Raw genomic sequence first — 15,051 nt, forward strand, 5'->3', positions numbered from 1 at the left:
GTTATTATCAATTTTTTTTAAAATAAATCCTACTGTGTTACAGCAATCTTGTGAAATTTTAGCTGGGGTTGGCCCCGCGCTGGCTAATAAACTGGTCAAGTGCGGCATTTATACTATTGCTGATTTGCTATTCCATTTGCCCTACCGCTACCAGGATAGAACCCGAATTACCGCTATCTGCGATTTACGTCCTAATGACTGGTGTGTCATTGCGGGTAGAGTCTGTAAAACCGAAATAAAATACGGTAAACGCATGATGCTTAACTGTTATGTTGAAGATAAAACAGGGATTTTAAAGCTGCGTTTTTTTCATTTTAACAAGCAGCAAGTTAAAGCACTTAATGAGTCTTATTTAATTCGAGCCTTTGGTGAGGTACGTGAATTCGCCAATGTACTTGAAATGATTCATCCTGAATATCAACTATTAGCAAATGACAAAGAATGCATCGTTGATGAAACGCTCACACCAATTTACCCTGCTACACAAGGACTTAGTCAAAGCCGTTTACGGCAGTTGGTTAAAGTTGCCTTGCATGACTATCATGATCAATTGGCCGCCCTTGAATGGATGAAGCCAGAAGAAATAAATGACAATCACTTCTACTCAATAGCAGAAGCCATTGCATTACTGCATAACCCACCTCCTGATACTTCACTGGCAGCACTTGAAGAAGGTGAGCACCCTGCCTTAAAACGTCTTGCTTTTGATGAGTTATTAGCACAACGTTTAAGTTTGCAGTTTGCAAAACAACATCGGAAAACACTTATCGCCCCTGTTTTCCCGCATGAGCACCCATTACGCCAGGAATTTCTTACACAGTTGCCTTTTACTTTAACTGCTGCACAACAACGTGTTAGTGAAGAAATAGCCCAAGATCTAGCTCAAGTCCAACCTATGCTTCGTCTCGTACAAGGTGATGTAGGATCAGGAAAAACAGTGGTAGCAGCATTAGCCGCTCTACAAGCAATAGCCAGCGGCTATCAAGTGGCTTTTATGGCACCAACTGAGTTACTGAGCGAGCAGCACGCAACCAATCTTCAATCCTGGCTTTCCCGTCTTGGACTAATCTGCTGTCGTCTCAATGGAAAAATGAAAGTTTCTGAGCGTCGAGACACATTAACAAAACTCTTAAGTGGTGAATGTCAATTACTCATTGGTACCCATGCTTTATTCCAAGAGGAAGTACAATTTGCCAAACTTGGCCTGGTCATTATTGATGAACAACATCGCTTTGGAGTTGAACAGCGCCTGTTGTTACAACAAAAAGGCCAGAGGGCTGCAATTATTCCTCATCAATTATTAATGACAGCGACTCCAATTCCAAGAACCTTGGCGATGACCCAATTCGCCCACCTTGATTTATCGATTATAGATGAACTGCCTCCCGGGCGCACACCAGTAGCTACCGCCGTATTGAGTCAGGAAAAAAGGGAACCTGTCATTGAACGTCTAAAAGCGGCTATTACCAGCGGACGTCAGGCTTACTGGGTTTGTACCTTGATTGAAGAGTCAGAGAAACTGCAATGCATGGCAGCTACAGCAACGGCACAAACTCTTCAGCAGCAGTTACCTGAGGCTAAAATTGGCTTGGTACATGGGCGGATGAAAGCTATCGAAAAAGAAGCGACGATGATTGCTTTTAAAGAGGGTGAAATTGATCTTTTGGTGGCAACTACAGTGATCGAAGTGGGAGTTGATGTCCCCAATGCCAGCCTAATGATTATTGAGAATGCTGAACGACTAGGTTTGTCACAATTACATCAATTGCGTGGCCGAGTGGGTAGAGGTAGCGCACAATCACATTGTTTACTCCTGTATCAAGCGCCGCTGTCCCAGCTTGGTGCTGAACGTTTACGCGTGATGCGTTCGACAACAGATGGTTTTGTTATTGCCGAAAAAGATCTCCAATTACGTGGCGCAGGCGAAGTATTAGGAACACGTCAAACTGGCTATCACCAATTTAAAATAGCAGACTTACAACGCGATCAGGCTCTTTTACCCCTGGTAGCAAAAACTGCGAAACAATTAGTTGAAGAACAACCGCAATTGGCCCGACGGATTGCCAAGCGTTGGTTAGGGGATTTTGAGCAATTTTTGCAAGGATAATAATAAATGGGTTTAATCCTCACTTTTATCTGAGAATTTTATCTCTGTACATGACAGATTTTGTCATGTACAAAGGAATTTTATAAGTCAAGGCTGTTTTTTCTTTTTTTCTTTGCTAAGATAGCTAGGCCATTCTTATATTCACTTGCATACCCTACCTGTGGATAACTTCCCATCCCTTAATTTCTTATTTCGTTATTATTTGCTCACTTAATTATTAGAAGCCTTTTATTATATAGATTCTTCTGAATTTTCTCTAATCACAACCGACTTTGAATTATCCACAAAATCTGTGGATAATTCTGTGCACAGAACAAAAAAATCCTTGAAAAATAAGCGCAAGGTTACAATGCGTAGATTTTGTCATTTGTGTCATTATCAAACAACAATTAACCCACCGCGTTGCTATACGAAACCCTTAATATGAAAGAATATTTGACAAAAAGATCATGTTTTTTTAATATTGGCCAATTACTGTAACAGTAATGCGACCTGTCTTCTTCACCAGGATAATTGAAGAACTGGTTTTCTCACCAAGTTTTAATTAATAAACGGGTTGGTCGCTGAGGTAAAGAACGAGTAAATTGTATCTTTAGTTCAGCGAACAATGACGCCTCTTTTTTACCTCAAAACCAAATTTAGATAAACACCAAGCTCTTCGTTTCTGTTTTCAACGCTATGCCATCAAATCCTAGGGTACTTGCTATGAACGTTAAAGGAATCTTTTGGGCTTTATCGATTGCTTGAGGAAATTTACTATGTCAAAAAAAGAATTAATAAACAAAATACACGCTCTGGCTGAAGCCGGTGAAACAAGTTTCAGTTTGAGTGAACTTCATCAATTTAAATCATTCCCTGATAAACTTGCGTCACTGTCAGCAAAGGATGTTATAGCAATTCTTAGCGAATTGAAGAACAAAGGGATAAAGCATCTAAAACTGAGTTACATGCTTGCTGACTACTCTGACGATGAGCAAGCTGAAATTATTAGCGCCCTAAAAGATACAGAGATCACCCATCTTGACCTGTCACTCACTTCGCTTTGTTTAAAATCAAGTGCTTCGTTGATAAGACTCTTCTCTGCCCTACAAGGCTCGCAAGTTACTCACCTAAATTTAAGACAAAATGGTTTTGGGGAAAAAATGGAGCAACTGGCAAAATGGAGAATTCATCAAGGTTCTGAGTTTTTTGGAGAAGAAAATCCTGCACAAAAGCTGGCCAAGGCCTTGCCTGCCTTGAGGAATACGGAGGTTACACATCTTGATTTAGGGAACAATGATTTAAAATTAGTAATTCAATTGGAAGGTGTTTTTACGGGAATAAGAGACACGAAGATAACCCACCTTGATTTATCAAGTAACAAGCTTTGGTATAAACCAGATTCAAACCTGGCATCAGCTTTTGCAGTTTCAAAAAACTCATCTCTACAAAGTCTTGTGTTGAGCAAGAATTTTATCGACACAGCCTTCGAGGAGAATCTTGAAAATGATTTTGCTGCAATCCCGGAAAATATTATATCAATTGAACTATATCATTATGAATTAATAAATATGACTTTTGATCAACGCAGAGCCATCCAAAAGCGTTTTCCAGATCTTGATAATCTCATTATTCGTGATTTTCAGGGAGAAGACTTAGATGCCATCAAACAGCAAAAAAACACGCAAAAGAATGCCCGTTTAATGGCACAAGCACAAAGAACTGCTGAGCAGGATGAAGTTGGGAATACTTGTCCATTAGGAAACCTCCCCTTTGAAATCATGGAACATATCAACAACTATGCGATTGGAGGCTCTTACCCAGATATATTTTTTAAAAATTTTGCCAGCCCTACGAAGGCCGATGCTGTAAATAAATTTTTACATCATGTTGTCCGCGGCGAACATGAGGTTGTTTGTGAGATGCTAAAACAAGACATTAGTATACTCGTTAAAAAAGGATCGGTGATAGATTGCTCTGGTCGCTCCTTTGAGCATATCAGTGGTTTTGAATACGCACTTTGGGCACTGGACAAACATATGTGGAGAACAATGCTTGAATGTTTACCCCAAAACGAAAAGAGAAAAGAGGCATTAACAAAATTACGCTCGCAATATCATCAAATAGATACAGAGGGTATTAGCTACTGGCTTCATGGCAAAAAATTCACAGAGAAACATTTTAATTTTGAAACCACCATCATTAAAGCGTTGCAAGCTCGAGTGAATTTAAATGCACCCGAAACAAAAGATTGGGATGCGATTGATAAGCAATGGGAGAAAGATGTGGGTGGCGCACAACAACTTCTCCCTATGCATGTTGTTTATGAATACTGCTCACCTGTGCCTTTTTATCCTATCCCTAAGTTTACCACCCGACCACACTCATTAAATAAATATTACAACTGTAAAACCAGAAAGTATGAAAATTGGTTTAGTGCAAACTCTAAATTGGGAATTGATTTTGCAGTATTTAAAGGCTATATCGGTCAGTCGAACGGGATGCCGAACCTTTTGCGAGGATGGGCTTACGAGATCGCAGGCTATGATTTAGCCGCCATGAAGGAGTTATGTAAAAGAAGAACAATGGACTTTATCTTTCTCGAGTTACAACTTGAAAAACAGATAATTAAGGAACAAAGACTTGAAGAACTGAGACTTGAAGAACAAGAGTTTGAAGAACAAATAATGATTGGTAATCTGTTCTGAGTTATCACATTGCATTGCTTCCGGTAGCCTATTCGATGCCGCAACTTGACCCACAGCCAGGAACGGTTAAAATATTGGTCATTTTATTATCAGGCTTTCTCATGTCATCAAAGCGTAAAGCAGTAGCGTTGATTTCGGGCGGACTGGATTCCATGCTGGCGGTTAAAGTAGTCCAGGAGCAAGGCATTCATGTTGAAGGAATAAATTTTTATACCGGTTTTTGCCATTCAGGCCATACTTCGGCTATCCGTAATCGTAAAACGGAAAAGCCGTTGCGTAATGATGCGCTTTGGGTGGCCGAACAATTAGGCATCCAACTTCATATTATTGATATCGTTGAACCGTATAAAGAAATTTTACTTAATCCTAAACATGGCTATGGCAAAAATATAAATCCTTGTTTGGATTGTAAAATTTTTATGGTGCAGGAAGCTTACAAGTGGATGTTGGAAAATAACTTTGACTTCATCATCACCGGCGAGGTAGTCGGACAACGTCCAAAATCGCAACGTAGTGCAACCATGCCCTTGATTGCGGAAAAATCAGGGGCAGAAGATCGCCTTCTACGACCACTGTGTGCAAAGTTGCTTCCTGCCACTTTGCCAGAACGTGAAGGATGGGTTAATCGAGAAGCCTTATATGATTTTAAGGGGCGCAATCGCAAACCGCAATTAGGGCTTGCTGCGTCGATGGCAATTGAGGAGTTTGCCCAGCCAGCAGGTGGATGCTGCGTGCTAACGGATGAGAATTATACTCGTCGTCTGCGAGACATGTGGGAACATCGAGCAACACGTGATTATGATCTTGAAGATATTATTTTACTAAAAGCAGGTAGACATATCCGCCCTTTGCCACATTATAAGCTGATTATTGCTCGTGATGAGGCTGAAAGTAATTTTCTAACTGGCTACCGTAAGCAATTTCTACATATGCAGATTCGTAATCACCGCGGCCCAATGATTCTTATCGAAGGAGACCCCCAACCTGATGATTTGATTACCTGTGCGCGAATTGCAGGACGTTTTTGTTCAGGACGTGAAGAAAGCTCTGTAGAAGTTGCGCTAACTCATTTGGATGGACAACAACAAATTTTAACCGTACAACCGATGCGTGCTGAGGAAATTCCTCAGACCTGGTATTTATGAGGGATGGTTATGGCTCATTACGATTTAGATGCTCGTCGATTGTTATGCCCCATGCCAGTCATTAAAACGCAAAACATGGCAAAAAAACTTGCGCATGGCGATACATTAACTATCATTGCTACTGATCCTGGTTCTCAGCATGATCTGCCTTGTTGGTGCCGAATCAATGGCCATAAGCTTATTGAATGCAAAGAAGTCAATGGTGAAATACAGATTACGCTCGAATTAATCAAGGACAAGGAATGACTCAACAAGATCGCTACCTGCAGGCTAAAAAAGTTACACTCATTGGTGCTGTAGTGAATGCGATTTTGGGATTAATTAAACTTGTTGGCGGATCCTTTTTTCACTCGCATGCACTCGTTGCTGACGGCATTCATTCCTTTTCCGATCTTTTTACTGATTTGATGGTGGTGTTTGCTTCAAAATATGGCAGTCAGGATGCTGATGCTTCACACCCTTATGGACATCAACGTATAGAAACTGCCGCTACCATGCTTCTTGCTTTACTACTTATTCTTGCTGGTATTGGTATTGCCTGGGACTCAATCAATGAAATTATCAGTGGTTCGCATGATTATCCCGATTGGATTGCTCTCCCTATTGCCTTGCTCTCTGTGCTTGCCAACGAAATGTTATTTCATTGGACTCATCATGTAGGAAAACGCATTCAATCATCACTGGTGATTGCCAATGCCTGGCATCATCGTTCAGATGCGGCCTCTTCTATCGTCGTTTCTCTTGGCCTTATTGGAACGATGCTGGGGTTTCTCTATTTTGATGCAGTAGCGGCCGTCATCGTTGCTTTTATGATTATCAGGATGGGAATGAGTTACGGCTGGGGCAGTGTTAAGGAGTTAATTGATACTGCCGTAGATCCTGAGATCTTAAAAAAAATAGAATCCATTATTCAGGCCGTACATGGTGTTGAGCGAATTCACCAGTTGCGCAGCCGCTTAATGGGGGGCGATGTGTTAATTGATGTCCACATTCTTGTCTCACCCTATATCTCTGTCTCGGAAGGACACTTTATAGCACAACATGTTCATCAGGCGCTGGTGAATCAAATGAAGCGCGTCAAAGATGTTACTGTTCATGTTGATCCGGAGGACGATGAAATTTCCTGTCCTTCACTTCATTTACCAAGCCGCGAAGACTTACAGCAACAATTCATTATTCATTGGCAAAAAGATTACCCAGAGCTGTTAAACTGGACGATCCATTATCTGGATGGCGCACTGACAATTGACCTCATTTTCTCTCAAGAGTATGCCGATTGGAGCGCCCTTAACGATCGTATTTTCAACGATCTAAATTCCGAGACATATCCGATACAGGTACGCTTTTTTTTGGCAGCAGGGACATTGCATAATGAAAAAAATTAAAATTGCAGTTCTAGATTCCAAACCGTTAATTAATGATGGTTTATCTCTGGAAGTACTAAATGAGCTCGGCGAGGTAAGTTTTTATGATAACACACCTGCTGAACTTGTGATTGAGCGTGCTCTTGATGCGGAAATCTTAATCACTAATAAAGTGAAATTAACTGCAGAGCATTTTGCTCAACTTCCGAAACTGCGCTATATCGGAGAAACGGCAACAGGTGTCGACAATATCGATGTCAAAGCAGCAGCCCAGCATAATATTGTGGTTAGCAATGTTCCTGATTACAGCACGGATAGTGTAGCCCAACATGTGTTCGCTTTATTGCTTACTCATACAAATCATGTAGAAGCCCATAATCACTCCATCCAACGCGGAGACTGGCAGAGTCAACCTTATTTTGCTTATTGGTTGAATCCGGTGACGGAATTGGCAGGTATGACGCTGGGGTTAATGGGTTATGGTAGAGTTGCACAGAAAGTGGCCCTGATAGCTAATGCCCTGGGAATGCGTGTTATTGCCCATAAGCCCTCTATTTTTACTGGTAATCTGGCTACCTGGGTGACCCTGACCGATCTATTCACGCAAAGTGATGTGCTAAGCTTGCACTGTCCTTTAACCGACTCAACCCACCATGTTATTAATCAAGAGACGCTTCACTTGATGAAACCAACAGCTATTCTGATTAATACTAGCCGAGGTGGTTTAGTGAATGAACTGGATTTGGCCCAGGCCTTGAAAAACAAACAGCTCAGCGCCGCCTATGTTGATGTTCTAAGTCAGGAACCTCCTGCTGCCAGTCATCCTTTAATCGGTTTACCCAATTGTATTATTACACCTCATATTGCCTGGGCTTCCGTTGCTGCACGAAAACGCTTGCTAAATGTAGTTTGTGAAAATATTATTCACTTTCTTAATGGACAACCCATTAATGTAGTACGTGCTTCATAAGGGGATGCGTGTATGGCGACGGCCACTTTAAAACTAATTTTTGCTTTGGTACTTTTTGTCGTCATCCTTTTGGCGGGCTGGTATCCATTTAAAAAGCGGATCCAGGGAGAAGGACATATCGATTTTCCTATTGGTGAAACATTGGCAACCGGAGTTTTTCTAGGAGCGGCTTTGTTACACATGCTGCCAGAGTCCAGTTCGCTTTTTCAAGAACTGGGTTATCATTACCCCTTTGCCTTTATTATTACTGGCGCGGTGTTTTTAATCTTTTTATGGTTTGAGCATTTAGGGAAGGAATTGTACCATCATCATGACGCCTCCCATCCTGCTTTTGCCATTCTAGCCTGGTCCATGCTTTCAGTTCATTCAATTATGCTGGGAACAGCTCTGGGTTTTAACCATAGCAACTCAATGGTTATCATGCTCTTTCTTGCCATCATTACTCATAAGTGGGCAGAAAGTTTTGCGATAGCCGTGCAACTTAACAAGAGTTCTTTAACGCGCAGGCAGAGTCTGGCATTCTTCTTAAGCTTTTGTTTAATGACGCCTTTGGGAATTTTTATTGGCTGGTATTTTGGCCATGGTGTTGAAACAGATTCTTTATTTGATCCTATTTTGATTTCCGCATCGGCAGGCACTTTTCTTTATTTAGGGACACTTCATGGTCTTGAACGCTGTGTAATGGTTGAGCGTTGCTGTAACTTGCGTGATTTCAGTTTTGTTATCATTGGTTTTCTTCTTATGGCCTCGGTAGCAGCCTATGTCTAAATTTTTAACGCAAAACCCTATTATTTTGGCTTCGGCGTCTAAAATTCGCATACAACTTTTAACCTCGCTGGGAATTAATTTTGATGTCGTGCCCGCAGTCTGCGATGAAGAAGTTATAAAGAAAGCGTTAAAAACCGCATCGATGCTCGAATTAGCAAGTACTCTCGCACAATACAAAGCCCTTGAAGTCAGTAGTCGCTATCCTAATCATTTTATCATTGCAGCCGATCAACTTTGCATCATTGGTGATAAATACCTCGATAAACCGCTCAGCCACGCAGTAGCAGTTACCCATCTTCGTCTGTTACGTGGTAAAACACATCAGCAATTGTCGGCTTATTGTATTGCCAAAGCCGGGGATCTGCTTTGGCAAGATCACGACATTGCAACCCTTACCATGCGCGAGCTGAATGATAACACCATTGATGCTTATTTAAAGCAAGAACAACCCTACCACAGTTGCGGTGCTTATCATTTCGAAGGCTTGGCTAAATGGCTATTTACTGACATACAAGGAAACGAAAGCACGATCCTTGGTCTACCACTGATGCCTTTGGCCCAGGCATTAATTAAGCTTAAAGCGGTAGACCTTACTTAAAATAGCTTTTATAGTTCATCAATAAAAATTATCCATCCCTGTGTAGGAAAACTCAGTGAATAGAATTAACCTCGTAATATGGTAGGCTACAATACGTACTCATTTTTTGATTCTCTCAGACGCCCAATATAAAGCATGGATTGAGGGAGGCATTTTAGAGGATAAACGATGTTGAATTCTATTACGTCCAATGATAAGCAGGCTGCTTTTTTTGCTGATCAAATTGATGTTTTTAAAAGCGCACTCTCTGAATTTGACAACCAGGTGGTTGACAAGTTGTGGCGAGATAATAATCTACAGCAGTTGCTGTGCGATGGTAGTGTTACACTCGAGGATAGGCAGTACTCTCTTTCGTTAGACACTGTGGTTGACGTTTTTCTCATTGCCTTAAAAAGCCCCTTTCACTATATCTCCAATTCCATGTGGCGCAGGAATTTTTTACAAAATGCCCTTTTACTGGATTTTAAAACAGCAAAAAATTTTCTACCAATGATCCTGGCCTCCCTAATCCATACAGAAAATACAGGGTTTGCAACGCAATACATCAACCTTATTTCTGATACAGCGCTCATAGAAGAAGCTCAGATGATACTAATACATAAGATCTATTTTTCCCAACCCTCTAAAAATAGACTCAAGCAAGAGATTTTTTTTAGCTTGGAAAAACGATTAAATAAATTACACGCAGAGAAGCAAACAATCACTTATCCATCCGAACGACAGGAGAGCAGCATCAGCGTAATGACGCCTGCTCACGTAGTAGACTTTGTTAGCCCTCAACCAGAAGCAACTTCTCAGCAGCATGAAGAAGAATTATTTCTAACGCCTGAGTTTTCTGTTGCCTTAGATTTTAACTATTATCGAGCGTTGTCTAATCAGAGCTTTGATGAATTTTTTCAGGATACCCCGTCAATCACTAACACGTTCACTTGCTTATCTGAACTGGAGCAAAAACTAATTCTAAGAGAATTAATCCAATTTAGTAGTAACCAATCTCTCTATCAATATATTTATTGCTTAGATAACATTATTCCTTTAATTGAAGCAAGAAATCATTTCAAACAGGACGATCAATATCATCAACAAGTCGAGATACTTCGGCAACGAATTGATTTTTTAATGAATAAAACGCTTCACTCAGATGATCTAATTTTTTTAATTCAGGTGAAGGATATCCTCGATGAAGAAGATATTGCATTAAAAGACGCCCTCCACAAACGAATATCTCAACTGATAGAAGAGGGTTTTTTGCAAGCTGATGCAGATCTGCAAGAAAACTTCTTTCAAGCAGAGGCAAAGATGACCGCTCCAGTAGAAATCGAGAAAGCGCTTAACTCTCTCAAAGAGGAAAAAACGTTGGCTTCCTTTAAACACTATTGCCAAACAAATAGAGATTTTATTAGCACCTCTATTAGAGGAGAAATTTATTTGGGTGACGAGCAAGCAGATGAGAATTTCTTCGAAAATTTTAATTATTCACCTTAATTATCCTTTAAGCTGAGCGATTTACCTATAAACAACTGATCTTAATGAGATAGTGTAATAAGTCTATCCAGATGATTGGAGAAATTTTGAATTTCCTTAGAACTTAATGCCTCTAATCCCCCTCTTATAAGCCCACATTCTCGCAGAGATTCATTTAAATGACGCATCGTTAAAGTCTGCTTGATATTATTTGGCGAAAAAAGAATACCTCGTGGACTAAGGGCGCGACCTGCTTTTGTAATGACTTCATCGGCCAAAATAATATCGGCAGTAATCACTAAATCCAGAGCTTCTATGTGCGTAACAATATATTTATCCGCCTTGTCAAACCCGGATTCTACTTGCACTCGCTTAATAAGAGGGGAAGGAGGAATCGTCACCAGACGATTTGCCACCATGATAACCATCACTTCACGCTTTACCGCTGCACGGAATACAATCTGTTTAATTGCCTTAGGGCAGGCATCACCATCAATCCAAATCTTCATTCAACTATATTTTATTCATGCTCTTTTAGACGCTTGTTAAAAAATAATTTGCCTTATCACCAGAATATCAATAGCCGATGGCGCTGTAGGCCACCCTCCGGGCTAATAAGTACATGTTTAGCATATTTGCCTAAAGCTTGCTACTGTAACAGTCGATTTGTTATATACTCTTCTTTATACAAGGAATTTGGGAGCTGATGGAATGGTAAAACGTGCCTTGGGAAAAGACAATAAACCTGTTCATAAAAATGCACTGGGTTTACTTAATAAACCTGAAAAAACAAAAAATGCCAAACAAACTTATGATCGAATTGCTTGTGTCTTTCAGGGTGGCGGCGCACTGGGTGCTTATCAAGTAGGCGCTTTCCGTGCCATTCATGAGCAAGGTTATCATCCCAATTTTATCGCAGGTGTATCTATTGGAGCCATTAACAGTGCTATCATCGCAGGTAATCCCCGTGACAAGCAGGTGAGTAGGTTATTTGAATTTTGGGATACCATTGCCCCCAGATTATGGCTTGACTTCCAAACCCATTATGATGCTTTTGACTGGACTCATCATCTCCATAATCGCTTGGGTGCTTTATATTCTGTCTTTTTTGGCTTAGATGGTTTTTTTAAACCCCGATTAATTCCACCGTCACCCCTTACTCAAGAGACCCCTGACAAGTTAAGCTACTATGATACCTCTGAGTTACGTGATACTTTAGAGCGATTAATTGATTTTGATCGAATTAACGATAAAAAAATTACCCTTTGCCTGGGCGCTGTCAATGTTACCACTGGCGAAATGGAGTTTTTCAACAACCAGGCCATAACCATTACTCCAGACCATGTTATGGCAAGTGGCGCGTTGCCGCCAGGTTTCCCTGCCATTAAAATTGGAGAAGATTATTTTTGGGATGGTGGTATTTATGCCAACACACCTTTAGTGACCGTACTCGATGCGCTTCCAGAACTTGATACCCTCTGTTTTGTAGTAGACTGTTTCAGCTTGAAAGGGCCTTTACCAAAAACCATGGATCAACTCGAAGAGCGTCAAAAAGATATCCGTTATGCCAGTCACTCACGACGTTTAACCAATGTGTATACTAGCCGACAAAATTTACAGGCAGCAATTAATTATTTAGGGAACAAATTACCCTCCGACGTTAAAGAAGACCCTGAAGTAAAAAAGATTCTGGAGTTAGGTCATGAGAAACGATTCAGTGTGGTGCATATAATTTATAATGGCACACCTTATTCGCATTCGTTTAAAGATTATAACTTTATTCGTTCTGCAATTAATGTTCGTTTAAATACGGGTTATCAAAATGCTATTGAAGTTTTAAGTAATCCGGAATGGGAAAAGAAATCAGATAAAAAATTGGCCTGTTCTATTTATGGCGTGACTTCTGAGTATTTTGATCAACACTAGCGCGCGCCCCAAATTTTAAATGACATCGCAAGTGCTGATTAGTTTTTACCTAAAGTTAATCTGCATGCTGCGGACAAGCCGCAGTACGCAGGGGCGAAGGGTTTTATTTGATATACAATGCTCAGCAACAAACTCAATTGACTAACCCAATACCATTCTTTAATTTATCGTAGCCCTTTTTGAGGCTTCAGCAGCTGGATTGAATGAAACATGGCCAAAATCTTTTTGCAATTCTTTTATAAACTTTTGGGTGCTTGTATCAGTCTCTCGAAATTCTGAGCGAAAAATATTTCGGTGTTGAGAAAGTACCTGCGCTACTGATACGGTTTTATTTTGATAGGTATCTTTAAATCTCAAAGAATCTTGCCAATTTTTAAGAGCATTAGCAACGCTTACCTCTTCTCCAGAATCCAAGGCGTTTTGCAGATCAGTTTTTAATATTTCCAATGCTTTTATTTTTGCTTCAGGACTGCTTAAGAAAATATTGTATTTTGAGTTAGTTAACAGTTTAATATGATTATCAATTCTATTGACTATTAAATTCAAGGCGACTGGAGAAGCAGCATGTTCTAACTGTTTCTTAATTTCTCTCTCACGGGGATTTGCATCATTACCAAAGTCTCTTTTGAAGTTTTCAACGGAATCAATGTAGAACTGAGAAACTAACATACAATTTGGCTTTATAGAATACTCTTCCTTCTTTGCCAATACCTCCTCAAGGTTGTCAAGGCTATCGTCAAAATAGTCCACTTCAATTTCTTCCAAGGTATTGAACAACTCAGGTAGGTGGGCAGACAGTTCTTGATACTGCTCCACTTTTCCTTGAGGATAAAATTTTGCTGCTTCTACTCGCTCATCTTCAATATTACATGCTCTTCTTACTGCATTAGTTTCTTCATTACATTCATCGATAAAGGTTTTAGCATCGTAGGCATCACCCTTTGCTCTAATTTCATTCTTTAATCGTGTTTCATAGCTTGCCAGCACCCTTTCATAATACTCAGTAGGCATACCAAAAAAACTGTCTACTGAAGTGGAAACTTTTACAGGCTTTCTTAATTTTGTCGATAATGCATGCACAACGTCACAAGTATTTATGATTGCGTCATCTGCAAGAGGTTCATCCGATAAGAAATAGGCGCGAGTTATTTGCGATCTTTGCAGAAATTTACTCCGTTGAGTAAACAATATTACTTCATCATAGCTCTTTAATCTCTCAACTAAAGCTAAATTAAGTTTTCCCCCGGTAATCAGACATCCATCAATATCAACAAAAGCAACTTTCATGATCTTCTCAATTTCTGTTTCAGATAACCCCAGTTTATCTTCTTAAAATTAAGAAAACATTAAAACCGCATCAATATGGAAAAATTTTATACGAATAACGTCTATGACTAATAATCACTCAGCGCAATGTCCAAACTTTGGATAAGAAACGGAGAGCCATGCGCAGGATGAGCCGTAACAACAAGGACATTAAAATCTATCCTGTTTCGTAATTCAGGAATAAGGAACGCTTGATGAACACGCCAACAGCTAGTCCCCTCACAATTTTGAACCGTCACTACTGAAGGAACAACAGGTTGTGGGTGAAGAACAATATGCTGCTCATTAATATAATGGACTTTATCACGAAAAAAAGCCTCCATAGGTCTCCAGGCCGTTGGTAGATAATGGCGGCGGACATTGGCCGCTTCTGAAGCATCATCATGAAAACCGGCAGTAAGCGTTATCATTAAGGTTTGTTCTGTCCACTCGCTGATTTCACTGATTGGATAACTAGGATGAACGACATAGGTTACTGTTAATCCTTTAAGAGGAAATAAGGAAAACGCACATAGGAATAAGAGATGATAATAATGAAATCTTTTCATAATAGCTCCTTCCTGATTTCCCTATTGTCTAAAATTGCTAATAAAAACGTGAAGGCATTATCAGTATAGCAGACAGACCCTGGATATTCCTGAAAAAGACGATTACGTGAACGTGGCGAATACTATTAGAACTCGTGTCTTAAATACT

General features: G+C 40.2%; 13 protein-coding genes. 10 read left to right on the forward strand and 3 right to left on the reverse strand.

Translation table 11 applies throughout. From position 1 onward, the window contains the following. The first annotated feature begins 34 nt into the window (after positions 1-34). The 9 genes from recG to clem_RS11600 all read left to right on the forward strand — a co-directional run bounded on the left by recG (position 35) and on the right by clem_RS11600 (position 11,124). Positions 35-2,107 carry an ATP-dependent DNA helicase RecG gene (recG, locus tag clem_RS11560; RefSeq protein ID WP_094091702.1) on the forward strand — a complete coding sequence of 691 codons (2,073 nt, stop codon included), beginning with the start codon at positions 35-37 and terminating at the stop codon, positions 2,105-2,107. A 1,142-nt stretch (positions 2,108-3,249) separates the two neighbouring features. Continuing rightward, a complete protein-coding gene (locus clem_RS11565) occupies positions 3,250-4,794 on the forward strand; it encodes a leucine-rich repeat domain-containing protein (protein WP_157698239.1) in 1,545 nt (514 codons plus the stop codon). Positions 4,795-4,895: 101 nt separating this feature from the next. Continuing rightward, positions 4,896-5,939: a tRNA (5-methylaminomethyl-2-thiouridylate)-methyltransferase gene (locus tag clem_RS11570; RefSeq protein ID WP_094092344.1), complete on the forward strand. Its 1,044-nt coding sequence runs from the start codon at positions 4,896-4,898 to the stop codon at positions 5,937-5,939. Between the two features lie 9 nt (positions 5,940-5,948). Then, positions 5,949-6,185 carry a sulfurtransferase TusA family protein gene (locus clem_RS11575; protein ID WP_094091704.1) on the forward strand — a complete coding sequence of 79 codons (237 nt, stop codon included), beginning with the start codon at positions 5,949-5,951 and terminating at the stop codon, positions 6,183-6,185. Further along, on the forward strand, positions 6,182-7,324 hold the full coding sequence (locus clem_RS11580; protein ID WP_094091705.1) for a cation diffusion facilitator family transporter: 1,143 nt from the start codon (positions 6,182-6,184) through the stop codon (positions 7,322-7,324). Before clem_RS11575 ends, clem_RS11580 begins: the two co-directional genes overlap by 4 nt. Continuing rightward, on the forward strand, positions 7,311-8,273 hold the full coding sequence (locus tag clem_RS11585; protein WP_094091706.1) for a D-2-hydroxyacid dehydrogenase: 963 nt from the start codon (positions 7,311-7,313) through the stop codon (positions 8,271-8,273). The genes clem_RS11580 and clem_RS11585 overlap by 14 nt, the downstream gene beginning before the upstream one ends. 12 nt (positions 8,274-8,285) lie before the next feature. Continuing rightward, entirely contained in the window at positions 8,286-9,041 is a 756-nt protein-coding gene (locus clem_RS11590; RefSeq protein WP_094091707.1) for a ZIP family metal transporter, read from the forward strand. Then, positions 9,034-9,639: a Maf family protein gene (locus clem_RS11595; RefSeq protein WP_094091708.1), complete on the forward strand. Its 606-nt coding sequence runs from the start codon at positions 9,034-9,036 to the stop codon at positions 9,637-9,639. Before clem_RS11590 ends, clem_RS11595 begins: the two co-directional genes overlap by 8 nt. A 168-nt stretch (positions 9,640-9,807) precedes the next feature. Further along, on the forward strand, positions 9,808-11,124 hold the full coding sequence (locus clem_RS11600) for a hypothetical protein (protein ID WP_094091709.1): 1,317 nt from the start codon (positions 9,808-9,810) through the stop codon (positions 11,122-11,124). A 41-nt stretch (positions 11,125-11,165) separates the two neighbouring features. Here clem_RS11600 and clem_RS11605 read toward each other — a convergent pair whose 3' ends face one another. Then, positions 11,166-11,612 carry a YaiI/YqxD family protein gene (locus tag clem_RS11605; RefSeq protein ID WP_094091710.1) on the reverse strand — a complete coding sequence of 149 codons (447 nt, stop codon included), beginning with the start codon at positions 11,610-11,612 and terminating at the stop codon, positions 11,166-11,168. A 202-nt stretch (positions 11,613-11,814) separates the two neighbouring features. Between clem_RS11605 and clem_RS11610 the strand changes: the two genes are divergently transcribed. After that, positions 11,815-13,029, forward strand: a complete 1,215-nt coding sequence (locus tag clem_RS11610; protein ID WP_094091711.1) for a DUF3734 domain-containing protein — start codon at positions 11,815-11,817, stop codon at positions 13,027-13,029. A gap of 159 nt (positions 13,030-13,188) precedes the next feature. On the opposite strand, the gene clem_RS11615 is transcribed toward clem_RS11610, so the two are convergent. Further along, positions 13,189-14,316 (reverse strand): hypothetical protein, encoded by a 1,128-nt coding sequence (locus clem_RS11615; RefSeq protein WP_094091712.1) that lies wholly within the window; start codon positions 14,314-14,316, stop codon positions 13,189-13,191. A 107-nt stretch (positions 14,317-14,423) separates the two neighbouring features. Next, complete coding sequence (locus clem_RS11620; RefSeq protein WP_094091713.1) at positions 14,424-14,903, reverse strand: hypothetical protein; 480 nt, start codon at positions 14,901-14,903, stop codon at positions 14,424-14,426. Positions 14,904-15,051: the final 148 nt, after the last annotated feature.

It is taken from the genome of Legionella clemsonensis (assembly GCF_002240035.1).
GTDB classification, from domain to species: Bacteria; Pseudomonadota; Gammaproteobacteria; order Legionellales; family Legionellaceae; genus Tatlockia; species Tatlockia clemsonensis.